Raw genomic sequence first — 23,325 nt, forward strand, 5'->3', positions numbered from 1 at the left:
TCAGGTGACGGGCAGTCCGTAGACCCGGTCGAAGTGCTGGGCCACCAGGTGTCCGGCGCCGTCGCAGGAGAGCTGCCACCGGTTGACGCCGGTCTCCCGGCCGTCGGTGAAGTTCCACAGCAGACGGCCCGAGGCGGTGTCGATCGCGTAGAAGCCGTGCTTGTTCTCGAAGGCCGTCACGTACACGGCGTGCGCGCCCACCGCGACCGGGCTGTCCATGTCGAGGCGGGGGGTCTCGCAGAACCAGCGCCGGGAGCCGCTCGCCGCGTCGAAGGCGTGCACGCCGCAGGGGTCCGTGCTGGTGACGTAGACGGTGTTGCCGACCGCTCCCAGGGAGGCGTACGTGCCCCGTTCCGCCTTCGCGTTCCACCGGAGCCTGCCGGTGGCCAGCTCCAGGGCGATGAGCTCGGAGCCGATGGCGAACACGGTCTGCCCGAGGACGGCCAGGCCCGGCCTGAGGTCGTATCCCACCTGGTGCCTCCAGCGCAGGCTGCCGCCGTCACGGGTGCCGCGGACGGCGACGTTGCGCAGTCCGTCGGCGTAGACGAAGTACTCGTCGGTGATGACGGGCTGCAGCGCGATGCCGACGTCCTGCGGATCGATCGGTATGACGAGGGCCTGCCGCGCCTCGATGTCGACGCTGAACACGGAGTCGGTGGAGGTCGCCACCCCCTGCTCCCCCGGCCGGCGCTGCAGCTTGGCTCCGAGCACCGAGACACTGTGGTCGTCGTAGCCGCCGAGCAACTGGTCGAACCGGTAGTCCTCGCCGAAGTCGAGGGTGAACTGCTCCGCGCCGCCGACAGGGTCCACTCCGATCACCGTCGCGCCCGCGCCCAGCGCGACCGCCGCGCCGTGGATCAACAGGACGGGTCCGGGCGAGAGGCTGATGCCCTGGTACACCCAGCGGGGCCGCGAGCCGTTCCTCACGTCCAGGCCGATCATGTCACCCGGACGGGTCTTCAGCAGGGCTGTGCCGTCGTGGAAGACCGCCGGGGCCTGCAGCAGCGGTCCGCCCCGGTACACCCAGGTCGGCTCGGGCGCCCGGCCGAGCGGACGCGCCGTCTGCGCGCCCGGCGTTCCGCGGACGGCGAGTGCCGCTCCCCCGACCAGGGCCACCCCGGCGGTCGCGGCCAGGACCGTGCGCCGGGCGACTCCGGAGCGTGCGGGGGCACGGTGGTGCGCGGGCGCGGCGGAACGTTTCGACGCCGTTTGCGGCAACGTGTCGCGCACCGCCTGGAGACCCGTGAGCTTCTTGGCAAGCGTCGAACCCGGCGCGGGTGTCCGCCCCTTGGCCGGTTCCGGCGCCTGCGCCCGTGCCTCGGACCGGTCTTCGGCCTGGTCCGCCGACAGGACCTCGGCCTGGGTTTCCGCCCGGGCCGGCGCCTCTGCCTGGGCTCGGGCCTGCGACTGGGCTCGGGCCCCGGCCCGTGACCCGGCCCGGGTGAGCGTCCGCGCCCGGGGCCGTGCCCGGTCCGGCTCGTCCGGTGAGGCGAACGACTCGGCTCCCGGCAGCACCGCGGAGGGTCTCGCGCCGCCGACGGCTCCGGTGCCCTCGCCGCGGCCCCTGTTTCCGTATCCGCTTCCGCTTCCGCTTCCGCTGCGGCCTTCGCCGTCGCCTCCGACTCCGGCTCCGGTTTCGGTATCGCTTTCGCTTTCGCTTTCGCTTTCGGGAGCGCCGCACTTCGGCCGGTCGACGGTCGGGTGGGCGGGCCTCCGCCCGGCAGGCTCGGGCGGCCCGACGACGGGCTCCGCGGCCGGCTCTCGCAGAGGCGGCGCGAAGGCTCCGGGGCCCGGGACCCTGTCCGGCGGTGCGAGGCGGTCCAGGTCCCGCACGGCCGCCCGGTGGGCGTCGACCATGGCGGACACGGGCGCCGGCAACCAGCCCTCCGTCAGCACCTGTTCGGCGCCGCCGGGAGCACAGGCCGCGGAGAGCCGGTCGGGGTGGATCCTCAGGACCGGGTCCTTGGCGTGACAGAGACTGATGATCTTGTCCAGTGGTTCGGGCACCAGGCTCAGGTCCGGCGACCCGTGGGCCACCTGGTAGAGCTGCGCCGCGCCCACCGCCCCGCCGAACGGCGAGCGTCCGGACGCGGCGAACGCGAGCACCGAGCCGAGGCAGAAGACGTCGCCCTCCGGGCCCATCGGATCCCCGGTGGCCTGCTCCGGGCACATGTAGTCGAGAGAACCGAACAGGGTCCCCGAACCGGTGAGTTCATAACCGTCACGGGCGCGCACGATGCCGAAGTCGATGACCCGCGGGCCGTCCGCCGCGAGCAGCACGTTGGACGGTTTCAGGTCACGGTGCACGAGCCCTTCGGCGTGCACCGCGGTCAGCGCCTCGGCGATGCCCGCGCCCAGTGCGAGGACCGTCTCCACCGGCAGCGGCCCGTGCGCGGCGACCGCCTCGGCCAGGGTGGGGCCGGGTACGTGGTCGGTGGCGAGCCAGGGCGTCTCGTCGTCGGGCGCGGCGTCCACGACGTGTGCCGTGTAGGGGCCGCCGACCGCCGCCGCTGCCGCCACCTCGCGCCGGAACCGGATCCGGAAGTTGTCGTCGTCCGCCATCTCGGGACGGATCACCTTGACCGCGACGACGCGGCCGGCCGAGGACCGCGCCAGATAGACCCGGCCCATGCCGCCTGCACCGAGCCGGGCCACGAGCCGGTAGGGCCCGAGCTGCTCGGGGTCTTCTGGACGCAGTGGCTGCATGCCCTCGGCCGCCTGTTCTCGGTGGTGACGGGCGGAGATCCCGCCCACGCTGCGGGGGAAGGCCCGGTGGGGTCCGGACCACAGACTAGGCGCTGGAACGGCGGACAGGAGTGCGTCCTCGTACGCGGGTCCACGCACCTGGAAGTAAGTGCCCGGTCGTCCTCCGGTTCCCCCACGTCCATGTGACGTCATGTCAGAGATCGGGTGACACGTGCTTTCCCTGCGGGAACAGTGCACGATGAGCAACAAGTGCACGATGAATGCACCTTGCGGGCCCGAGACCTCCGATGTGCCGAAGGTCACCCCCGCCGGCGCCCTCGACGCCTGTGGTAGCTTGCCGAGGCCAGTCGTACTCGTGTGCGCCCCCGGGCGCGCAGGGGTCAGGGAATCCGGTGGGACTCCGGAGCTGACGCGCAGCGGTAAGGGCGACGGGCGGGGCTTTCGGCCACTGGAACGCGCATGCGCTCCGGGAAGGCGCCTCGCCCGGGTGACCCCGAGTCCGAAGACCTGCTGGCGGCCTCCGGTGTCGCAGACCGGCCGGAGGAGCGCACCGTACGACCGGGCTTCGCGCTTGAGCCCTCGACGCCGAAGGAAACTCCGTGCCGTTCGCACGTCCCGTCCGCTCTGCCGTGCTGTTCCTGGCGGGCGCCCTCCTGTCGACCGGCTGCGGCGGCTCCGCCGCTCCCGCCGGCTCTTCCGGCTCCTCCGCGGACGGTTCCGCCGGCAGCGACGCGGCCGGCCGTACGGTCACTCTGGACAACTGCGGACAGCGGGTCCGGATCGAGACGCCCCCTCGTCGGGCGGTCTCCCTGAACCAGGGCACCACGGAGATCATGCTCTCCCTCGGGCTCGCCGACCGGATGGCGGGCACCGCCACCTGGACCGACCCGCTGCCCAAGAGCCTCGAGAAGGCCGACGCCCGGGTGAAGCGGCTGGCCGACAACGCGCCCTCCTTCGAGAAGGTCCTGGACGCCGAACCCGACTTCGTGGCCGCCTCGTTCGCCTCCACGCTCGGCACCGGCGGGGTGGCCACCCGCGCCCAGTTCGAGAAGCTCGGGGTCCCGACCTATCTCTCTCCCTCCGACTGCGCCGGCAAGGACAACAGCGGCGGCGGCGACGGCGTCCGCACCGAGCCGCTGACCATGGACACGGTCTACGGCGAAGTACGCGACCTGGCACGGGTCTTCGGGGTCGAGAAGCGGGGGGAGGAACTGGTGGCCGACCTCGAGTCCCGGATCGCCCGGGCCGCTTCGGGCCTCGACGCCGAGAACGTCACCCTCCTGTACTGGTTCGCCAACTCCCAGTCCCCCTACCTGGCCGGCTGCTGCGGCGCCCCCGGCGTCATCACCCGCGAACTCGGCGCGAAGAACGTCTTCGACGACACCGAGGAGGAGTGGCCGCAGGTCAACTGGGAGACGGTCGCCGACCGCGACCCGGACGTCCTCGTCATCGGCGATCTGACCCGTAGGCAGCAGACGGCCGAGACCGCGGCCAAGAAGATCGCGTTCCTGGAGAACGACCCGGTCACGAGGAACATGACCGCGGTGCGGAAGAAGCGGTATGTGCTCCTGTCCGGGCAGGCGATGAACCCGACCGTGCGCACGGTCGAGGGAGTGGAGAAGGTGGCGGCGGCACTGCGCGCGTACGGCCTCGCGGGATGAGCGCCGCGGGCCCGGCGGCCGCCGCGCCCGCGACGGCGGCGCGGGGGCTGCGGCACGTGCTGCTGTGGGCGGCCGGTCTCGCCCTGCTGTGCGCGTCCGTCGCCGTGGCGATCACCATCGGCCCAGCGGACATCGCGGTCGCAGACGTGTGGTCCACGGTGGCCGCCCATCTCGGCATCGGCGAGGCCGGGTTGACGCCGCTGAGAGACGGCATCGTGTGGAATCTGCGGCTGCCGCGCACCCTGCTGGCCGCGGTGTGCGGCGCCGGCCTCGCCGTGTGCGGCGCGGTGATGCAGTCCCTGCTGCGCAACCCGCTCGCCGACCCGTTCGTCCTCGGGATCTCCTCCGGCGCCTCGACGGGCGCGGTCGTGGTGGTCGTGCTGGGGGCGGGCGGCGGGGCCCTGTCGGTGTCCGGCGGCGCGTTCCTCGGTGCGGCGGTCTCCTTCGCGCTGGTGCTGCTGCTCAGTCACACACTGGGCGGCGCCACGGACCGGGTGGTGCTCGCCGGGGTGGCGGCCATGCAGATGTTCTCGGCGCTCACCTCGTTCGTCGTCATGACGACCGCCGACGCGGAGACCACCCGCGGGGTCCTGTTCTGGCTGCTCGGCTCGCTCAGCGGGGCCGACTGGGCGGACGTGGGCCTGGGGCTCGCGGTGCTGGCCGCGGTGCTGGTGGTGTGCACGGGGTACGCGACGACCCTGGACGCCTTCGCGTTCGGGCAGGACGCCGCCGCGTCGCTGGGCGTGCACGTGGCCCGCACCCGGCTGGTCCTGCTGTGCGTCACCGCCCTGCTGACGGCCACTCTGGTCAGCTCGGCGGGGGCGATCGGCTTCGTGGGCCTCGTGCTCCCGCACGCGGCCCGGGCCCTGACCGGTCCCGGGCACACCAGGCTGTTGCCGGCCACCGCGCTGGCGGGGGCGGTGTTCCTGGTGTGGGTGGACACCCTCGCCCGCACCGTCCTGGACCCGCAGGAGGTGCCGGTGGGCGTGGTGACCTCGCTGATCGGCGTCCCCGCGTTCGTCCTCGTGCTGTACCGGACCAGGAGCGCGCGATGACCGGGACCGCCGAGGACTCCGGTCTGCGCGGCGACCGCCTCGCCTACGCGGCGGGCGGCTCGCTGATCCTGGACGGGGTCGACCTCACACTGCGCCCGGGGACCGTCACCGGCCTGCTCGGCCCGAACGGTTCCGGCAAGTCCACGCTGCTGCGTCTGCTCGCCGGTGTCCTCGCCCCCGCCTCGGGCGTCGTCACCCTCGACGGCCGCCCGCTGGCGCAGGTCGGCCGGCGGGCGGTCGCCCGGCGCATCGCCGTCGTCGAGCAACAGGCAGACGCCCAGGTCGCGTTGAGCGTTCTGGACGTCGTGCGCCTGGGCCGTGTCCCGCATCGTCGGGCCTGGGGCGCCGCCTCGGTCGAGGACGAGGCCGCGGTCCGTTCCGCACTGGAGCGGACCGGCCTCGGCGACAAGGCCGGCCGTCTGTGGCACACCCTCTCCGGAGGCGAACGCCAGCGTGTGCAGGTCGCCCGCGCGCTCGCCCAGCAGCCGCGGGAGCTGCTGCTGGACGAGCCCACCAACCACCTCGACATCCAGCACCAGCTCGCGCTGCTGGACCTGATCACCGAGCTCGGCGTGACCAGTGTCGTCGCACTGCACGATCTGAACCTGGCCGCGATGTACTGCGACCGGGTCGTCGTCCTCAAGCAGGGCAGGGCGGTGGCCGGCGGCACACCCCAGGAGGTGCTCACCGAGGCGCTGATCGCCGACGTCTACGGGGTGCGGGCCAGCCTCACACGCGACGGCCCCGACGGCCGCCCGCACATACGCTTCCTGGGCGCCCTGCCCGCCGGACGGAACGGGGAGCACCAGGGCGGGGAGCCGCAGGACGGGGAGCCGCAGGACTGCCAGGGGCGGAGCGGGGGCAGTGGCACGAGGGACGGCCGGGCGGCGTGCAACGACCGGCGGCCGGCGCTCTGACCGTCTGTCGCGGGGCGCGGCGTCGCCGTCCCTGCGCACGACCACGTCCTGCGCGACACCTCCTCGGCGCGACCACGTCCTCGCGCTCCGCACCGGGAGACCCTACGTTGATGACCTCACCAGAAGGAGCCGCCACGTGACCATCCGGGTCGTACTCGTCTCGCCCGCGACGAGTTCGTCGCTGCGGCAGGCCCGTTTCGACGACGGGGCCTCGATCGACGCCGCCGGGGCGGCGCTCGCCCGCGCCGCGGCCGGGACCCTGCCCGCAGCCGCGCGGGTCCTCGTCTCGCCCGGTGTGCGGTGCGGTGAGACGGCGGCAGCCCTCGGTCTCGACGCGCTGGAGACGGCGGAGCTGGCGGGTCTGGGGGTGGGCCGGTGGCGGGGCCTGACGCTCGCCGAGGTCGGCGCCGCCGAGCCGGAGGCGGTGGCCCGCTGGCTCGCCGATCCCGGGTCGGCGCCGCACGGCGGCGAGTCCGTGCGGGATCTGTGCGACCGGGTGGCCGGCTGGCTGGAGAGGGCTGCGGACGACGAGGGACGCATCGTGGCCGTCGTCGAGCCGGAGATCGTACGGGCCGCGGTGGTGCATGTGCTGGGGGCGTCCGCCACGGCCTTCTGGCGGCTGGACGTGCCGCCGTTGACGGCGACCTCCCTCAGCGGGCGCGGCGGACGCTGGAACCTGCGGCTGGGACTTCCACTGGATCGGGCGGACGCGGCCTGAGGCCGTGTCCGCCCGATCGTCGTCGGTCTCCGGGACGGAGTCCGCGGCTCACCGCGAGGCGGTCACCGCCGTCCCCGCGGGGATCGCGGCGGGCTTCGGGTTCAGCAGCCGTTCGGCCAGTTCCCCGAAGACGAGGCCGAAGCCTGCCCACATCGTGATCTGCAAGGCGAGCGAGGAGAGCCGGAACCGCCACAGCAGGGCCGCCGGGAAGTCCGTCGGCACCTCGTTGACGGAGGGCAGGAACGCGTAGGCCAGCCCGATCACGACGGTGAAGCCGAGAACGGCGACGACCGTGGCGTACCAGGCTCCCAGTCCCGGTGCGAGCCGTTTGCCCGCGATCACGGCGGCGACCGCGAGGAGCACGCCGAGCACCATCATCAGGAAGTACAGGGTGGTCCGCTTGGCGATGGTGTCGTGGTCACCGACCGCGGGCGGATTGGCCGGGTACTTGAGGAACGGGACGACGTACACGGTGAGCAGCGCCGCTCCCGAGAGCAGGAGCGCCGTGGCCCGGGGGCTGAAGCGGCCGACGCGGCCGAGCGCGAAGCAGTACGCCAGGGCGGCGATGCCGCCGAAGGCGACCCCGTACACCAGGACGCCGGTGGCGAGGCCCGCGGTGGACTGGAGGCTGCGGGAGACGAGTTCGACCTCGTGCTCGTGCGCGGGCGCGTGGGACTCCTCGAAGCCGATCGCGCCGTCGACGTTCGGCTCACCGAGGAAGTAGGCGACGACCAGGGCGAGCACGCCGGCCGCGAGGCCGGCGAGCATGCCGCGGACGAGCAGGTTTCTTACCGTTGCGGAGTTCATCGAGTGCGCGGCGTCCCTCGTCAGTGGCAGGGGAAGCCGAGAAGGTGGCGTGCGTCGTGCACCCACTCGTGGACTCCCTCGCCGGAGACGACGGAGGTGGCGCCCTGTTCGGCGCCGACGAAGTAGAGCAGGACCAGCATCAGGACGCCGAAGAAGACGGCCCAGGGGGCGATGTCCTTCAGCGGCAACTTGGCGGGTACCACAGGGGTGGTGGGGGTCGGCTGGGCGACATGCTGCGCCATGGCAGGGCCTCCTCTGGGAGTTCGCGTCCCATCTCGGTGGTGCACAGGACGACGGCTCCGGGTCTGACTCTTGATGTGCCCCTCGAGGAGGAGCGCACCGTTCACAGTGGCGCGACCGTGCCGGATTTCCACCGGCTTCCGTGCTGACGTCGTCGATATCAGAGCGACGGTACCGCGTGTCGCCCGCTCGGCCAATACCGCACCGCCTGCCGTGATGTCGCTCGCAGCGGCCAAGTGGTGCGGATCACCGGCAGGATCGGGTGCTGACCGGAGGGCAGAGCGGGTGCTGATCGTGTGGCGATCGCCGGACCGCGAGCGTCGGACGGCTGCCGCGGTGACCGTCACGGCGACGGACTGATGCCGGCGGACGGGTCGAGGAGGCCGGCGACCAGGGCGGCGAACTCGTCGGGGGCGGCGAGGCGGACGCCGAGGGCCTCGGCCTTGGCGCGCTTGGACCCGGCGCCCTCCCCGGCCACCACGAGAGAGGTCTTCCCGGAGACGCTGGAGGAGGAGCGGCCGCCGGCCCGTTCGATGAGTTCGTTCATCTGATTGCGGCTCAGCTTCTCCAGCGCTCCGGTCATCGCGCCGGTGACGACCACGGTCATCCCGGCCAGCGGACCGCCCGCCGCGTCGGCGCCTTCCGCGCCTTGCATGCCTTCCGTGTCTTTCGTGCCGTCGTCTTCGCCCTCGTCGGCTGCCGCGGCTGTGCGGGGCACGGGCGGGGTGGCGCCCGGTTCGGTCATGTTCACCCCGGCCGCGACGAGTTTGTCGATGAGCGGGGCCAGTTCGGCGAGTTCGGCGACGATCGACGGGGCCTTCTCGACGCCGATGCCCTCGACCTGCCGGATCCCCTCGGCGTCGGCGGCGCGGAGATGGTCCATGGTGGCGAAGTGCCGGGCGATGCGCCGCGACATCGAACGGCCGGTGCCGCGCACGCCCAGCGCGCACAGCACCCGCGACAGCGGCTGCGCCCTGGCGGCGGCGAGCGCGGCCAGCAGGTTGTCGGTGCTGGTCTCCCCCATCCGCTCGAGGCCCAGCAGCTGGTCCCGGGTCAGGGTGAAGAGGTCGGCGAGGTCCGCGACCAGTCCGGCGTCGACGAGCTGGACGACCCGGGTGTGGCCGAGGCCCTCGATGTCGAGCTGGTCGCGCCCGGCCGCGTAGGACAGGGAGGCGACGAGATGGCAGTTGCGGCCGTTCTCGCAGCGCCAGCGCTGCTCGCTGGTGTCGATGCCCGACCCGCACCGCGGACACGTCTCGGGGAACAGGATGGGCTGCTCCTCCCCGGTGCGCAGATGGGCGACGGGCGCCTCGATGCGCGGGATGACGTCACCGGCCCGGTGGACCATGACCCGGTCGCCGAGGCGCAGGTCCCGGCGGGTGATGTCGGCCGGGTTGTGCAGGGTGGCGTAGGTGATGGTGGAGCCCTCGATCTCCACCGGCTCCAGGACGGCGCGCGGCGCGATGACGCCGGTGCGGCCCACGTTCCACTCCACCGCCAACAGTCGGGTGATCTTCTCCACGGCCCGCAGCTTGAAGGCGATCGCCCAGCGCGGGGCCCGTGAACCGGATCCGGCCGCCGCCTGGTCGGCGGCCAGGTCGGCCTTGACGACGATCCCGTCGATCCCGAACGGCAGCGCGGCGCGCAGCGCGGCCGTCTCCTCGACCCGGGTCAGGACCTCGTCGACGGTGGCCGCGGTGATGCCGGGCACGGCGGTGGCGGCCGTGGTGTTCACGCCCAGCGCCGCGGCCTCGGTCATGAGGTCGCTGTGCGCGCTCTCCCGCAGACGCTCGGCGAGTGCCGGGTCGCTGTCGGCGAGAGGCAGCAGGCCGTAGCCGAAGAACGTCATCGGGACGGTGTAGGCGCGTTCCCTGGCGCGCAGGGTGCCCGCGGCGGCGTTGCGGGGGTTGGCGAACGGTGCTCCGCCGTGCGCGGTGCGCACCTCGTTGGCGTGCTCGAACTGGGCGTTCGTCATGAGGACTTCGCCGCGCACCTCCACCGTGAGCGGCTGCGCCAGTTCGGCCGGCAGACCCTCCACGGTGCCGATCGCGTGCGAGACGTCCTCCCCGGCCGTCCCGTCGCCGCGGGTGACGAGCTGTGTCAGCCGGCCCTGCCGGTAGCGGGCCGCGATCGCCAGCCCGTCGAGCTTGGGCTCCACGCTGAACCGGGTGACCTCGCGGCCGATGCGTCTGGTCAGCGAGACGGTCCACGCCGTGAACTCCTCGGGCGAGAACACGTTGTCCAGGCTCAGCATCGCCACCGTGTGCGGGACGTCGCCCACCACGGCCCCGCCGGCGACCTTCCCCGTCGGCGAGTCGGCCAGCGTCTGCTCCGGGTGCTCGGCCTCCCAGGCCGCGATGGACCGCACCAGCCGGTCGTAGTCGTCGTCGTCGAGCCCCGACGTGCCGGCCGCGTAGTACGCCGCCGACGCCTTCACCGCGTCCTCGACCGCCTGCGCGTAGGCGGCGGCGTCCCCGATCACTGCACCACGTGTTGTCATGCAGGCATCCTGCCCGCCACCACTGACAACGCCCTGGAGCGCCGCTGCCGCGGCCGCCCCCGGGAGGCGCGGACCGGTGCCTGCGATGGCCGGCCGTGCGTCAGCGATCTTCGCAACTGGACTTGGGACCAGCGCATTTGACGCATCATCATAGAGTGAGTCAGGGTGCGTGGCGGCTCCCCTTCCCCGTCGCGCGGCCGGAGCCCCCACTGGAAAGGCACGACCCTGCGGAACGAACCGCACAGCGCCACCCCCGACCCGTCCGCCGCCCTGCCCTCCCCCCGCCGGTCGGCGTTCTCGCCCGCCGCCGACGTCATCGGCACGGAACTCGACCTGCGGATGACCTCCGACCATCTGGTGCACGCGCTGACCCCCGGGTTCTGCGACGCGGCCTCGGTGTACCTGCTGGAGCGCTGGCGTCTGGAGGAGAACGCGCGCGTCCGCGCGGACGCGCCCCGGGTCGAGGTGCGCCGGACGGCGCTGCGCGTCGGGCCCGGCGCGCTGGCGGACTGGGAGGCCGCGTTGCCGGTGGGCGAGATGGTCGCCCACTCCCGCCGGACGCCCTACGCCCGCGTCCTCGCCGACGGACAGGCGCGGGTGCTCGACGCGGTGGACCCGCACACGTCCGGGCGGCTCGCCGGTCCGCGCGGCGGCGACGCGCGCGCCGGCGACCTGCTGCGCGTGACGTCGTTCCTGGTGGTCCCGCTGCGACTGCGGGACAAGCCCATCGGCTTCGTCAACTGCACGCGGGGACCGGGCCGGCCGGCGTTCGGCACGGCCGACGTGGCCGCCGTGGAGGCGCTGGCCGCACGGACCGCCGTCGCCCTGGACAACGCGCGCCGGTACGAGCGTGAGCGGCGCACCGCGCTCGCCATCCGCAACAGCCTGCCGTCCGGCGCCGCCGAGGAGTTCGGAGGCTGCCGCGCCGCCCACGGCTGTCTGCCGGCCGGGCACGGCAATCTCGTCGGCGGCGACTGGTCCGACGTGTTGCGGCGGCCCGGCGACCGGGTCAGTCTGATCGTCGGGGACGCGATGGGACACGGTCCCGAGTCCGCCGTCGCGATGATCCAACTCCGCACCGCCGTGCGGACCCTGGCGGCACTGGACATCCCCGCGGCCGACCTCGTGGGACGACTCGACGCGCTCGCCGGGGACTCCCCCGGGGTCTCCTTCGCCACCTGCATCTACGCCGAGTGGGACGCCCGGCGGCGCACCTGCACCCTGGTGGGGGCCGGCCATCCTCCCCCACTGCTGCGCGGCCCGCGGGGCCGGACCGCGCCCGTCGCGCTGGCCGGGGCGGGTCTGCCCCTCGGACTTGGCGCGGGCAGCTACGAGGAGACCGTGCTGAGCGTGCCCGACCCCTCCCTGCTGGTCCTCTACAGCGACGGTCTGGTCGAGTCCCGCGACGCCGACATCGACCACGAGATCACCCGCCTGGCGCGCACCGTGGACGCGGCCGTCGCCGAACCCGTGGACGGCGCCGCGCAGGACGCGCTGCCGTCCCTGTGCCGACGGCTCCTGCACGCAGCGTCGGGCACGGCCGGAGCCGACGACCGCACCCTGCTGCTCGCCGAACTGACGCCCTCGGGTCGCTGACGCCCGGCCGAACGCCAGGAAGCAGCCGCGCCCGAGGTGTGCGCTCAGTCCGCCAGGGTCGCCCACACCGCGTTGCCGCCGGTGAGTGTGGACCGGTCCACACCCCAGGACTGGGACAGCTGCTCCACGAGGAGCAGGCCGCGGCCGCCCTCGTCGTCGGGGCCGGGTTCGCAGCGCGGCAGGCCGCGGCCCGTGCGGTCGTGGTCGTGCACCTCCAGACGCAGGCATCCCTCGGTGACGAGGCCGACCCCGCACAGGAACCGGGTGCCGAGGGTGTGCCGTACGGCGTTGGTGGCCAGTTCCGAGACGAGCAGGGCGGCGTCCGCGCACACCTCGCCCGGCAACCGCCACGCGGTCAGCCACATGGTCATGGAGCGGCGGGCGATGGACACGCTGGAGCGGTGCGCGGGAAGTTCGAGCCAGTGCGTCCGGTCCGGGCTCCAGGTGTCTAAGAACTGGGGGGAGGTCGCGTGGGGGGACACGGTGGTCGCCTTCCGTGGGGGACGGGAGCAGCCAGAGGCCGGGGAAGGTGAGCAAAGGGCCCGGAAGAAGGGGACGTTGTGGACGGGCCCTGCGCCGGTGAACTGTCGAGCGAGCCAACTCACGCGGGGATGGCGGAGCTTGACGGGGGAACGCTCGAGTTCGGCGGCGCGCTTCACACAAGTAACTATGCTCGCAACGAAGTTCAAGCTGCAACCGACTGCCTGATAATTTCAGCAAGCCGATATCCGTCTGGCCGCTTCAGTATGCCGCTGCCAGACTCGCGGCGGTGTCTCTCCCCAGGAGGTAGGCGTGAGCGAAGGCCGTTCGGGCGCGGGCAGCCCCAGTGCGCCCACCGTGCTGCGCATGATCCTCGGCCGGCGACTGCAGGAGCGGCGCCAGCACGCGGGCGTCTCCCTGGAGGACGCGGCCCGGGCCCTGCGGGTCAAGCCGCTGACCGTACGACGCCTGGAGAAGGCGGAGGTCGGACTGCGGCCCCTCTACGTGGAGATCCTGCTGGAGACGTACGGGGCCGGCCGGCAGGAGATCGAGGAGTTCGTCGGTCTCGCCGAGCGGGCCAACGAGCCGGGCTGGTGGCACCCCTACCGCGATGTGCTGCCGAGCTGGTTCAGCGCCTACGTCAGCCTGGAGACCGCGGCCCGTACCCTGCGCGCCTACGAGCCCCACTACGTCACCGGGCTGCTGCAGACCGCGCGTTACGCGCGCGCGGTCCTGAGCGGCGGCTTCCCGAACGACCGGGACGACGACCTGCGGCGCCGCGTCGACCTGCGGCTGCGCCGCCAGAGCCTGCTGGAGAGATCCGACGCGCCCACACTGTGGGTGGTGCTGGAGGAGGCCGTGCTGCACCGGGTGGTGGGCGACGCCGAGGTGATGCGCGAGCAGATCGACCGGCTGCTCGAGATGTCGGAACAGGAGCACGTCAGCGTCGACGTCGTGCCGTTCGCGGCCGGCGCCCACGTCGGCGCGTGCGCCCCGTTCACCTACTTCCGGTTCGAGGAGCCGGAACTGCCCGACATCGTCTACACCGAGATCCTCTCCGGCGCCGTCTATCTGGACCAGCGCTCCGATGTCGCCGCCCATCTGGAGGCGCACAACCGCATGTCCCTGCTGACCTCGGACCACGACAGCAGGGCACTCCTGAACCGGATGCGCAAGGAGTACTCATGACCGGCGCCCAGGGCATCGAGGGCCGTGCCCACCACCACGTCTACAACGGGATGCCCGCCGCCGACCTCGGCGAGCACGGCTGGGAGTCCCCGTGGAGCGGCCCCAACGGCGGCCAGTGCGTGCAGACGAAGCAACTGGCCGACGGACGGGTGGCGATGAGGCAGTCGACCGATCCCGGCGGCCCCGCGCTGATCTACACCCCCGAGGAGATCGCCGCGTTCGTCGCGGGCGTCAAACGGGGCCTCGCCGACCATCTCACGGCCGGCTGAGACCCGGGCACGGACGGCGCGAGGCGTCCGCCCACCGGCCTGATCCGCCGGACACCCCCCACACACAGCACCGAAAGGCACAGGATGACCACCTCGAACGCCCCGCGGGACATCGACACCAGCAGGCCGCACTCCGCCCGGATGTACGACTACTACCTCGGCGGCAAGGACCACTTCGACGTGGACAAGCAGGCCGCGGAGACCGTGGCGTCGGTCTACCCGGGCATCTTCGTGTGCGCCCGGGAGAACCGCGCGTTCATGCACCGGGCGACCAGGGTCCTCGCGCGCGAGCACGGCATCCGCCAGTGGCTGGACATCGGCACCGGCATTCCCACCGAACCCAACCTGCACCAGGTCGCCCAGTCGGTGGTCCCCGACGCACGCGTCGTCTACGCCGACAACGACCCGCTCGTCCTGAAGTACGCGGAGCGGCTGATGCGCAGCACGCCCCAGGGCCGTACGGCCTATGTCCACGGTGACGTGAACGACCCCGGCGCGCTGCTCGCCGCGCCCGCCCTGGCCGATGTGCTCGACCTGGACCGGCCGGTGGCCCTGTCCCTCAACGCGCTCATGCACTTCGTCACCGACGCGCAGGACCCGTACGGCATCGTGGGCCGGCTGCTGGACGCCCTGCCGTCGGGCAGCGCGCTGGCCCTCAGCCACTGCACGCCCGACTTCGATCCGGTCACCTGGCAGAAGGTCACCGACATCTACACGGGGGCGGGCACGCCGGTGCGGTTCCGCTCACAGCAGGACGTCACCCGCTTCTTCGACGGGCTCGACCTCCTCGACCCCGGGGTCACGGTCGGCCACCGCTGGCGTCCGGACGGCGCCGTCGAGGCCACGGACGCCACCGTCAGTCTCTGGACGGGCGTCGGCATCAAGCCCTGACCGGCCCCCACCCCCACCACCACCGGCACACCGACAGCTCGACAGGAGTTACAGATGCACGACACGGGCGGCCTGGGTGACGTCGTCGCGGACGCCTACACGCTGGGCGACGGCGACTGGGCCATGGAACCCGTCGCCCGTGGCGCGCTCGGTCAGATCTGGAAGCTGACGCGGAAGGACGCGCCGAACGGCCCGGCGGGCGGGCCGGCGTGGGCGGTGAAGGAGTTGCTCTTCGACGGTGACGAGGAGCAGGTTCTGCGGGAGTCCGCGCTGCGCGGCGCCGCGGAGCGGCTGGGCATCGCCTCTCCGCGGCTCTTCGCCGACCGTGCGGGCGCCTGCCTCACACGGCTCGGCGGCTCACCCGACGGGCCCTGGGTGAAGCTGTACGAGTGGGTCGACGGAGTCCCGGCGGACGCGTCCGATCCGGAGATCCTCAGCTGGTGCGGGCGGACGCTCGCCGCCCTGCACCGGGCCGGGGCGGAGCCGGCCGGGACGCCCGACCCCTGGTACGAGCGGTGCCCTTCGCCCGCCGAGTGGGCGCAGCTCCACTCACGGGTGCGGCGGGCCGGCGTGCCGTGGTCGGACGCCCTGGGCCGGTTCGTCGCCTCGGCGGCCGGGGAGCTCGCCCGCCACGTCTCGGCGTCCGTCACCGAGGGCGTCCCGGCCGACGGTGAGGAGGTGGTGGTGTCGCACCTCGATGTGAAGCCCCAGAACGTGCTGGTGGGGCCCCGCGGGCCGGTTCTCCTCGACTGGGACAACGCCGGGCCGACGTCGGCGGGGCGCGAACTCGCGCAGGCCGCGTTCGTCTGGTCCGGCGGGAACGACTTCCACGCCGGGTCCGCCCGGCGGCTGGTGCGCGCGTACCGGGAAGCCGGGGGCCGCCCCGTGCTCAGGGGCCTCGGCTCGTTCTCGATGCTGTTCGCCACGGCCCTGAACTACGTCCGCGTGCAGGCCGAGTGCGCGATCGACCCGACGGTGACGCCGGCGCAACGGGAGTTCGCGAGCGGTCAGGTCGTCGCCTCGCTGCGGGATCTGCCGGATCCGGCCGCCGTCGCACGGCTGGCGGAGTGTCTGGAGTCCGCGTGGTGACGGCAGTCGCCCGGCAGGAGGCGGGGGACGCCGGTCAGCGGTCCGTCGGCGGCAGACGGTCCAGGCCCGTGTCGCGCAGAATGCGCTCGACGGTGTCGTCGAGGGCGCTGTCCGCGCCGATGACGGTCTCGGCCCCGCCCGGCAGCAGATCCAGGGGGCGGTACCAGTCGCGCAGGTCCGCCTCGCCCACCTCGTGCGCGATCGGCTTGGTGGCGTGGCGCCGGAGGGTCTCGGCGAACGGCACGTCGAGGTAGTAGGCGTGGGTGGGGCCGCGGTGGTCGGCGCGCAGCCGGGCGAGCATGACGCCGTAGTGGTCGGCGTACATGAGGCCCTCGAGGACGACGTGGTAGCCGGCGTCCAGGGCGTAGCGGGCGACGGCGTCGATCAGTCCGATGTTCGCGGCCCCGGGCCGGTCGCGCTCGCGCAGCACGACCCGGCGGAGGTTGTCCTGGCCCACCAGGGCGAGACCGCGGCCGAACCGGTCGCGCAGGGCCGCCGCGATCGAGGACTTGCCCGAGGCGCTGTTGCCGCGCAGCACGACCAGCCGGGTGTCACGGGTGCCTGCCTTCACGGCGGCCACGGTACCGGTCCCGAGCCCCGGCGGTCGGGGCGCCGGCGCGGCCGTGGGCCCGGTCGTGGGGCCGCGCGTCGACAACGTCCGGGAGCACCGATACGCCACACCGGGCATTTGCGCCGATAGGTCGCTGAAGCCGAACGAAAATGTTAACTGGTGTCCGTAACATGGCCGTTGGGACGTAAGTTGTGGCTCGACCTGCTCACGCCACGGCTGAAAGACGGACGCCCCTCATGACCGACCATGTCACCACGCCAGGACCTGCGGCCCCTCAGAAGATCGACACGACGGTGCCGCACTCGGCCCGCATCTGGAACTACTGGCTGGGCGGGAAGGACAACTACCCCGTCGACGAGCAGGCCGGCGACGCGTACACCGCCGTCTTCCCCGGCATCGTCACCATCGCCCGCAGCAGCCGGGCCTTCCTGCGCCGCAACATCACCTTCCTCGTCGCCGAGGCCGGCATTCGCCAGTTCCTCGACGTGGGGACCGGCCTGCCGACCGCCGAGAACACCCACGAGGTCGCCCAGGGCCTGGCTCCCGAGACGCGGATCGTCTACGTCGACAACGACCCGCTGGTCCTCGCGCACGCCCGCGCCCTGCTCACCTCCACCCCGCAGGGCGCGACCGCGTACGTCGACGCCAACGTGCTGGACCCCGAGCGCATCCTGGCGGCGGCCGCCGAGACGCTGGACTTCACCCGCCCCACGGCGCTCATCCTCAGCAACATCCTGGGCCATGTCGCCGACTACGACGAGGCCCGCTCCGTCGTCACCCGGCTGATGGCCGCCCTGCCCTCCGGGAGCTACCTGTCCGTCAACGACGGTTCGCGGGGCGTGGACCCGGTCTTCGAGCAGGCCCAGGACGCTTACAACGAGAGCGGCGCGGTCCCGTACAACCTGCGCACGGTCGACGAGATCACGGCGTACTTCGAGGGCCTCGAGCTGCTGGAGCCCGGAGTCGTCTCGGTTCCGCTGTGGCGTCCGGAGTCCGCCTCCCCGGCCCCGGCCGTGATCGGCGAGCACGGCGGCCTCGCCCGCAAGCCCTAGCGGACGGCCGGACCGCCGGGCGGGCCGGACCGCCCGGCGGTCCGGGCGAACGGACCTCGCCTCCGCCGCGACAGCCCGTCAGGGGCATCGCGGCGGGGGCGTCGCGCCGTCACCCCCGCCGGAGCGCGTCGCGGACGTGCTCCCCGAGGCCGCTCACAACAGTCGTCGGATGTCGCCGCGGACCCGGTAGAAGCCGCCGGCCGCCGAGTGCAGGGCGTCCACCACGTACCGCGCCCCGGGCTCGCGTATCTCACGCGGGAACTGCACGTTCCACGACGTGTCGTAGCCCTCGGAGACCACGTGCACCCGGACGCGGCCGCCCTCCCGGACGCACTCGACGACGACGGCGCCGGCGGGCGCCTGGGCGACCGTCGCCACCGCGCTCACGGCGGTGGCCGGCGCATAGGTCGGCAGGACCGCCGCGAGCTTCACGTCCCGGGCCACCGGCACGGTGCCCTGCTGCGCCGCGGAGACGGCCGTCTCGCTCGCGTCCACGCAGACCAGCGAGCCGTCCGTGGTCACCAGGTACAGCCGTTCGTCGTGGTACTGCATCGACAGGGCCGAGCCGCCGCCGGTGCCGAGCTTCCACAGGCGCGTGCCGTCCCGGTCGAAGCAGTAGACGGACGACGACGCGTCACCCGCGAACACGAACCGGCCGCCCGGCGAGGTGGCGCACGAGTACACCGCGCTGTCACAGCCGTACGTGGCCTCGATCGCGCCGGTCGCCTTCGACAGCCGCTGGACCACGCGGTGGGCGGTGCCCGCGTACACGGCGTCGTCCTCCTGCCAGCCGAAGAGGACGCCGCCGCGGGTGGGCGTGTGCCAGAGCTCGCCGCCGCCGTCGGGCGCGTAGGCGGTGACGCCCCGGTGGTGGCCGTGGTAGACGCCGCGGTCGTCGGCGCGGACCATCCAGGCGTGCTCGCCCTGGCTGCGGCGGGCCCACTGGTGCTCGTCCTCGTGGTCGATGACGGTGAGCCGACCGCCCCGGTCCGAGACGTTCAGCACGCCCTCGTGGATGTCCAGCCAGAAGATGTCGACGTCGGCCGTGATGTCGTAGGCCGCGAACGGCAGCTTGGACGACAGGTCGTACACCTTGCCGTCGTCGCAGCCGGCGTAGATCCAGAAGTCGTCGGCGACCAGGCACTTCACGCCGTCCGGCAGGTTGAAGCGGGCGAGGACGCCGCCTTCGTGGTCCAGGGTGTAGACGTCGCCCGCCTGGTTGCCGACCCAGCAGTGGTCGTCGTCGACATGGATGCCGAAGGCGGAGGAGCCGGTGCGGAACCGCCACAGCACCGGGGCCACCGCGCGCGCCGTGGACGGCGCCGACGCGACCTGACGGCGCGTGACCGCACGGGGGGCGCGCTGCCCGGCGACGGCCGGGGCATAGCCCTTGCGGACCTTCTCCCCGACCTTCTTCGCGGCGGCGGCGCGCGCCTTCTCGGCGGTGGGGAACGCGGTCGTCTGCACCTGGCCCGTGGCGCCGATCCGCCCGTAGCGCACCGTCACCACCGTGCCGTCGACGGTGACTTCGTAGAACTTGTGCGCGCTCCCGTCGTCCTGCGACAACTCCAGATACGTCGTGGACAGCGTGCTGGACCCGGCAGACATGACACACCCCTCCCCAGGCGGGCCCGCGGCCGTTCCGGCGAGTCCCACTGATCGAACCGTAGGCGCAGGCACTGACATCGGGGTGCCGCGCAGGCTCCGGTGGCGGCCCGGGCGCCGGGCGGCGCCGTCAGTCCTCGGCGTCCTTCCCCGGACGGCCGGGCGGGGCCTCGCCCGCGGTGAGGTGTTCCAGGACCTCGACCAGTTCCTGACAGGCACGTTCCACGGAGCGGCGGGTGTTGCGCTGCTCCGTGATCACCGCGGACAGGAGCAGGGCGGTCAGGGCCATCGTCCCGTTGAAGGCCTGGAGTTTGATCATCACCTCGATCCGGGACAGACCCTCGAAGGGCCCGACGGCGTCCGTCGCGGCGACCGTGGCGAGGACCGAGGTGAACAGGGCGCACAGCATGCTGCCGGCGAGCTGGAAGCGCAGTGCCGCCCAGATCAGCAGCGGGTAGACCAGGAACAGGAGGCTGACGGGACTCCGCGTGGCCAGCGGGACCAGGACGCAGGCGCTCAGGGCCAGTCCCGTGGCCTCCTTCCAGCGCGACAGGTCCAGGGGCAGGCGCATCGCGAACAGCATCAGCAGCACGGGGGTGACGAGCAGCACGCCCATCGCGTCGCCGACCCACCAGGCGAGCCAGACCGGCCAGAAGCTGTGCGCGCCGAGGCGGTCGGTGAGCAGCAGCAGACCGACGCCCACGGTCGCGCTCACCAGCATCGCCGTGAGCGCCCCCAGGAACACCAGTGCGAGGCCGTCGCGCAGTCGGGCCAGGTCGTTGCGGAAGCCCACCCTGCGCAGCATGAGGTACGCGCACACCGGGGCGGCGGTGTTGCCCAGCAGATTGCCGATCACCACGGGACGCAGCGAGGTCAGGGACATGATGACGAGCAGGGCCCCGAGGGCGATGCCCGGCGCGCAGCGCAGCCCGAAGAGCAGCAGGCAGGCCACCGCGACGCCGGTGGGCGGCCAGATGGGGGTGAAGACCGCGCCCTCGACGACGAGCTCCCGCATGAGGCCCAGGCGCCCCGCCGCGTAGTAGCAGAGGGCGACGGCCAGCGTCAGCACGACGAAGCCGGCCGCCCGGCGCAGATCCTCGGTACCCACCACGCTGCCATCAGACACCGGCTGCGCGTCCTCGGCGAGGCGGGAGACCCCCGTGTCCGGCCTACGGCTGAAGCTCGGCGCTGCCCGCGACCGCTCCCTACAGCCGTACGCGGGGCACTTCCGGCGCCACCAGCCCGTCGTGCCCCACCACGAGCACCGCCGCGTCGTCCTCGTGCCCGACCCGCTCGGCGCCCTTGATGACCGCGGCGGCCAGCGAGCCCGCCTCCATGCCCGCGACGGCGGCTATGCCCGCGAGCCGCACGACCTGGTCGAGGCCCTCCTCGACGCTCAGGTGCGGCCCTTCCACGACACCGTCCGTGAGCAGGACGAACACCCCGCCCTTGGTGAGCCGATAGCGGGTGACGGGATAGTCCGAGCCCTCCTGGACCCCCAGCGGCGGTCCGCCCTCGTCCTCGGCGACGCCGGACTTGCCGTCCGCGGTGGCCCACACGCACGGGATGTGGCCCGCCCGGGCGCTCTCGAGCACTCCGGTGGCGGGATCGAGCCGCATGAACGTGCAGGTGGCGAAGAGATCGCTGCCGAGCGAGACGAGCAGGTCGTTGGTCCGGGCGAGGAGCTCGCCCGGCTCGCCGGTCACGGAGGCGAGGGCGCGCAGCCCGGCCCGGACCTGACCCATGAAGGCGGTCGCCTCTATGTTGTGGCCCTGGACGTCACCGATGGACAGGCCGACCCGCCCGTCCGGCATGGCGAAGGCGTCGTACCAGTCTCCGCCCACGTTGAGGCCGTGACAGGCGGGCGCGTACTGCACGGCCAGCCGGAAACCGGGACCGGTGGGCAGGTCGCGGGGCAGCATGCCGCGCTGCAGGGCGAGGGCCAGTTCGACGCGGGAGCGTTGCTGCTCCGCGCGTTCCCGCGCCTGGGCGGTCAGCGAACCGAGTCTGGCCAGCAGCTCGTCGCCGTCGTCCGTGGTGCGCTTGCGGGACATGATCACTCCGGCGGGACGGCAGCTCGTCGGGAGGACGCCCCTTTCGGGCAAACCTCACATTTTACCTTTAGAGGATGATAGCGGTCGCGAGGCGAGGCCCGTCAGGCGAACCGGACCCGAGCGCGCCCGCAGAGCCCGGCACAGCCGCCACCCCCCGCGGACAACCGGGGGCGCGACCGGGGGCGCGGGCGCCCGGCGGGCGCACCGGACGCCGCCCCGACGCCCCCGCGTCCCCGCGTCCCCGCGTCCCCGCGTCCCCGAAGGAGCTCAGCCGGCGAGCGCCGCGTCGACCACGTCCTTGGCCTCGTCCTGGACCCGGCGCAGATGGTCGGGGCCGAGGAAGGACTCGGCGTAGATCTTGTAGACGTCCTCGGTGCCCGACGGGCGGGCCGCGAACCAGGCGTTCTCGGTGGTCACCTTGATGCCGCCGATGGACGCGCCGTTGCCGGGCGCCTCGGTGAGCACGGCGGTGACCGCCTCGCCGGCCAGGGTGTCGGCGGTGACCTGAGCGGGCGAGAGCCTGCCCAGGAGCGCCTTCTCCTCCCGGTCGGCCGGTGCGTCGATGCGCGCGTAGGCGGGAGCGCCGAAGCGGTCGGTGAGTGCGGCGTAGTGCTCGGAGGGGGTCTTCCCGGTGACCGCCGTGATCTCGGAGGCCAGCAGCGCCAGGATGATGCCGTCCTTGTCGGTCGTCCAGACGGAGCCGTCGCGGCGCAGGAAGGACGCGCCCGCGGACTCCTCGCCGCCGAAGCCGAGCGAACCGTCGACGAGGCCGTCCACGAACCACTTGAAGCCGACGGGCACCTCGACCAGCCGGCGTCCGAGGTCACCGGCGACGCGGTCGATCATGGACGACGACACCAGCGTCTTGCCCACGCCCGCGCCCGCGGGCCACTGCTCGCGGTGCGCGTAGAGGTAGGCGATGGCCGCGGCCAGGTAGTGGTTGGGGTTCATCAGGCCCGCGTCGGGGGTGACGATGCCGTGCCGGTCGGCGTCGGCGTCGTTGCCCGTGGCGATGTCGAACCGGTCGCGCCGGCCGATGAGGGAGGCCATCGCGTACGGCGACGAGCAGTCCATGCGGATCTTGCCGTCCCAGTCCAGCGTCATGAATCGCCAGGTGGGGTCGGTCAGCGGGTTGACCACCGTCAGGTCGAGGCGGTGCTGCTCGGCGATCCTGCCCCAGTAGGCGACCGAGGCCCCGCCCAGCGGGTCGGCGCCGATGCGCACGCCGGCGGCGCGGATCGCGTCCAGGTCGAGGACGCCGGGCAGGTCGGCGACGTACACGCCGAGGAAGTCGTACCGCTGCGTCGTGGGGGCGGCGAGGGCCCGTGCGTAGGGGACGCGCCGGACGTCCTTCAGACCGGACGCGATGATCTCGTTGGCCCGGTCCTGGATCCAGGACGTGGCGTCGGAGCCCGCGGGCCCGCCGCTCGGCGGGTTGTACTTGAAGCCGCCGTCGGCGGGCGGATTGTGCGAGGGGGTGACCACGACGCCGTCGGCGAGGGCGGCGGTGCGACCGCGGTTGTGGGTCAGGATCGCGTGCGACACGGCGGGCGTGGGCGTGTAGCCGTCGGCGCCGTCGATGAGCACCGTGACGCCGTTGGCCGCGAACACCTCGAGGGCGGTGACCCGGGCCGGCTCGGACAGGGCGTGGCTGTCGGCGCCGAGGAAGAGGGGGCCGTCGGTGCCCTGCGCGCCCCGGTACTCGCAGATGGCCTGGCTGGTGGCCGCGATGTGGTCCTCGTTGAAGGCGGTGTTCAGCGACGATCCGCGGTGCCCCGAGGTGCCGAACGCCACGCGCTGCCCCGGGTCTGCCGGGTCGGGGTGCAGCGCGTAGTACGCGGTGACCAGCCGGGCGACGTCGACGAGATCCTCGGGGTCCGCCGTCCGGCCCGCTCGCTCGTGCTGCATGTGCCCGCTCCTCCACGT

At 73.1% G+C, this 23,325-nt stretch carries 20 protein-coding genes and 1 riboswitch; of the genes, 10 read left to right on the plus strand and 10 right to left on the minus strand.

The window, feature by feature from the left end; genetic code table 11:
- The gene (locus OHS82_RS05010; protein ID WP_057576997.1) at positions 1 to 2,706 is read right to left on the minus strand and encodes a protein kinase domain-containing protein; all 2,706 of its coding nucleotides are present in this window, start codon (positions 2,704 to 2,706) and stop codon (positions 1 to 3) included.
- Between the two features lie 382 nt (positions 2,707 to 3,088).
- Positions 3,089 to 3,215: riboswitch (cobalamin riboswitch) on the plus strand.
- 90 nt (positions 3,216 to 3,305) lie between these two features.
- On the opposite strand from OHS82_RS05010, the gene OHS82_RS05015 reads away from it, so the two are divergent.
- The 4 genes from OHS82_RS05015 to OHS82_RS05030 all read left to right on the plus strand — a co-directional run bounded on the left by OHS82_RS05015 (position 3,306) and on the right by OHS82_RS05030 (position 7,057).
- Complete coding sequence (locus OHS82_RS05015) at positions 3,306 to 4,367, plus strand: ABC transporter substrate-binding protein (protein ID WP_057576764.1); 1,062 nt, start codon at positions 3,306 to 3,308, stop codon at positions 4,365 to 4,367.
- Positions 4,364 to 5,422 carry a FecCD family ABC transporter permease gene (locus OHS82_RS05020; RefSeq protein WP_328433370.1) on the plus strand — a complete coding sequence of 353 codons (1,059 nt, stop codon included), beginning with the start codon at positions 4,364 to 4,366 and terminating at the stop codon, positions 5,420 to 5,422. The genes OHS82_RS05015 and OHS82_RS05020 overlap by 4 nt, the downstream gene beginning before the upstream one ends.
- The gene (locus OHS82_RS05025) at positions 5,419 to 6,339 is read left to right on the plus strand and encodes an ABC transporter ATP-binding protein (protein WP_443041980.1); all 921 of its coding nucleotides are present in this window, start codon (positions 5,419 to 5,421) and stop codon (positions 6,337 to 6,339) included. The genes OHS82_RS05020 and OHS82_RS05025 overlap by 4 nt, the downstream gene beginning before the upstream one ends.
- Positions 6,340 to 6,475: 136 nt before the next feature.
- Positions 6,476 to 7,057 (plus strand): histidine phosphatase family protein, encoded by a 582-nt coding sequence (locus OHS82_RS05030; RefSeq protein ID WP_057576760.1) that lies wholly within the window; start codon positions 6,476 to 6,478, stop codon positions 7,055 to 7,057.
- Positions 7,058 to 7,105: 48 nt separating this feature from the next.
- Here the strand turns inward: OHS82_RS05030 and OHS82_RS05035 are convergent, their stop codons facing one another.
- From OHS82_RS05035 to ligA, 3 genes are all read right to left on the minus strand, one after another.
- A complete protein-coding gene (locus OHS82_RS05035) occupies positions 7,106 to 7,864 on the minus strand; it encodes a CbtA family protein (RefSeq protein ID WP_057576758.1) in 759 nt (252 codons plus the stop codon).
- Between the two features lie 20 nt (positions 7,865 to 7,884).
- Positions 7,885 to 8,106, minus strand: a complete 222-nt coding sequence (locus OHS82_RS05040) for a CbtB domain-containing protein (RefSeq protein WP_057576756.1) — start codon at positions 8,104 to 8,106, stop codon at positions 7,885 to 7,887.
- 341 nt (positions 8,107 to 8,447) lie between these two features.
- A complete protein-coding gene (gene ligA, locus OHS82_RS05045; RefSeq protein WP_328433371.1) occupies positions 8,448 to 10,604 on the minus strand; it encodes an NAD-dependent DNA ligase LigA in 2,157 nt (718 codons plus the stop codon).
- Positions 10,605 to 10,943: 339 nt separating this feature from the next.
- On the opposite strand from ligA, the gene OHS82_RS05050 reads away from it, so the two are divergent.
- Positions 10,944 to 12,200: a PP2C family protein-serine/threonine phosphatase gene (locus OHS82_RS05050; RefSeq protein ID WP_328436023.1), complete on the plus strand. Its 1,257-nt coding sequence runs from the start codon at positions 10,944 to 10,946 to the stop codon at positions 12,198 to 12,200.
- Positions 12,201 to 12,244: 44 nt separating this feature from the next.
- On the opposite strand, the gene OHS82_RS05055 is transcribed toward OHS82_RS05050, so the two are convergent.
- The gene (locus tag OHS82_RS05055; protein ID WP_057576752.1) at positions 12,245 to 12,682 is read right to left on the minus strand and encodes an ATP-binding protein; all 438 of its coding nucleotides are present in this window, start codon (positions 12,680 to 12,682) and stop codon (positions 12,245 to 12,247) included.
- Between the two features lie 310 nt (positions 12,683 to 12,992).
- Here OHS82_RS05055 and OHS82_RS05060 point away from each other — a divergent pair, with 310 nt between their 5' ends.
- From OHS82_RS05060 to OHS82_RS05075, 4 genes are all read left to right on the plus strand, one after another.
- Positions 12,993 to 13,868: a helix-turn-helix domain-containing protein gene (locus OHS82_RS05060; RefSeq protein ID WP_057576750.1), complete on the plus strand. Its 876-nt coding sequence runs from the start codon at positions 12,993 to 12,995 to the stop codon at positions 13,866 to 13,868.
- Positions 13,865 to 14,137: a DUF397 domain-containing protein gene (locus OHS82_RS05065; RefSeq protein WP_057576749.1), complete on the plus strand. Its 273-nt coding sequence runs from the start codon at positions 13,865 to 13,867 to the stop codon at positions 14,135 to 14,137. The genes OHS82_RS05060 and OHS82_RS05065 overlap by 4 nt, the downstream gene beginning before the upstream one ends.
- An 84-nt stretch (positions 14,138 to 14,221) precedes the next feature.
- Entirely contained in the window at positions 14,222 to 15,028 is an 807-nt protein-coding gene (locus OHS82_RS05070) for an SAM-dependent methyltransferase (RefSeq protein ID WP_057576747.1), read from the plus strand.
- Between the two features lie 54 nt (positions 15,029 to 15,082).
- Positions 15,083 to 16,117 (plus strand): phosphotransferase enzyme family protein, encoded by a 1,035-nt coding sequence (locus OHS82_RS05075; RefSeq protein WP_057576745.1) that lies wholly within the window; start codon positions 15,083 to 15,085, stop codon positions 16,115 to 16,117.
- A gap of 34 nt (positions 16,118 to 16,151) precedes the next feature.
- On the opposite strand, the gene OHS82_RS05080 is transcribed toward OHS82_RS05075, so the two are convergent.
- Positions 16,152 to 16,697, minus strand: coding sequence for a kinase (locus tag OHS82_RS05080; RefSeq protein WP_057576743.1), 546 nt, complete (start codon positions 16,695 to 16,697; stop codon positions 16,152 to 16,154).
- 227 nt (positions 16,698 to 16,924) lie between these two features.
- On the opposite strand from OHS82_RS05080, the gene OHS82_RS05085 reads away from it, so the two are divergent.
- Positions 16,925 to 17,740 carry an SAM-dependent methyltransferase gene (locus OHS82_RS05085; RefSeq protein ID WP_057576741.1) on the plus strand — a complete coding sequence of 272 codons (816 nt, stop codon included), beginning with the start codon at positions 16,925 to 16,927 and terminating at the stop codon, positions 17,738 to 17,740.
- A 153-nt stretch (positions 17,741 to 17,893) separates the two neighbouring features.
- On the opposite strand, the gene OHS82_RS05090 is transcribed toward OHS82_RS05085, so the two are convergent.
- The 4 genes from OHS82_RS05090 to pgm form a co-directional block, all read right to left on the minus strand.
- Positions 17,894 to 19,348, minus strand: coding sequence for a WGR domain-containing protein (locus OHS82_RS05090; protein WP_057576739.1), 1,455 nt, complete (start codon positions 19,346 to 19,348; stop codon positions 17,894 to 17,896).
- A 127-nt stretch (positions 19,349 to 19,475) separates the two neighbouring features.
- Positions 19,476 to 20,456 carry an MASE1 domain-containing protein gene (locus tag OHS82_RS05095; RefSeq protein WP_057576737.1) on the minus strand — a complete coding sequence of 327 codons (981 nt, stop codon included), beginning with the start codon at positions 20,454 to 20,456 and terminating at the stop codon, positions 19,476 to 19,478.
- Positions 20,457 to 20,550: 94 nt separating this feature from the next.
- A complete protein-coding gene (locus OHS82_RS05100) occupies positions 20,551 to 21,399 on the minus strand; it encodes a PP2C family protein-serine/threonine phosphatase (protein WP_057576993.1) in 849 nt (282 codons plus the stop codon).
- 267 nt (positions 21,400 to 21,666) lie between these two features.
- The gene (gene pgm, locus OHS82_RS05105; RefSeq protein WP_328433372.1) at positions 21,667 to 23,307 is read right to left on the minus strand and encodes a phosphoglucomutase (alpha-D-glucose-1,6-bisphosphate-dependent); all 1,641 of its coding nucleotides are present in this window, start codon (positions 23,305 to 23,307) and stop codon (positions 21,667 to 21,669) included.
- Between the last annotated feature and the right edge of the window lie 18 nt (positions 23,308 to 23,325).

Source organism: Streptomyces sp. NBC_00425 (assembly GCF_036030735.1).
Lineage (GTDB): Bacteria > Actinomycetota > Actinomycetes > Streptomycetales > Streptomycetaceae > Streptomyces.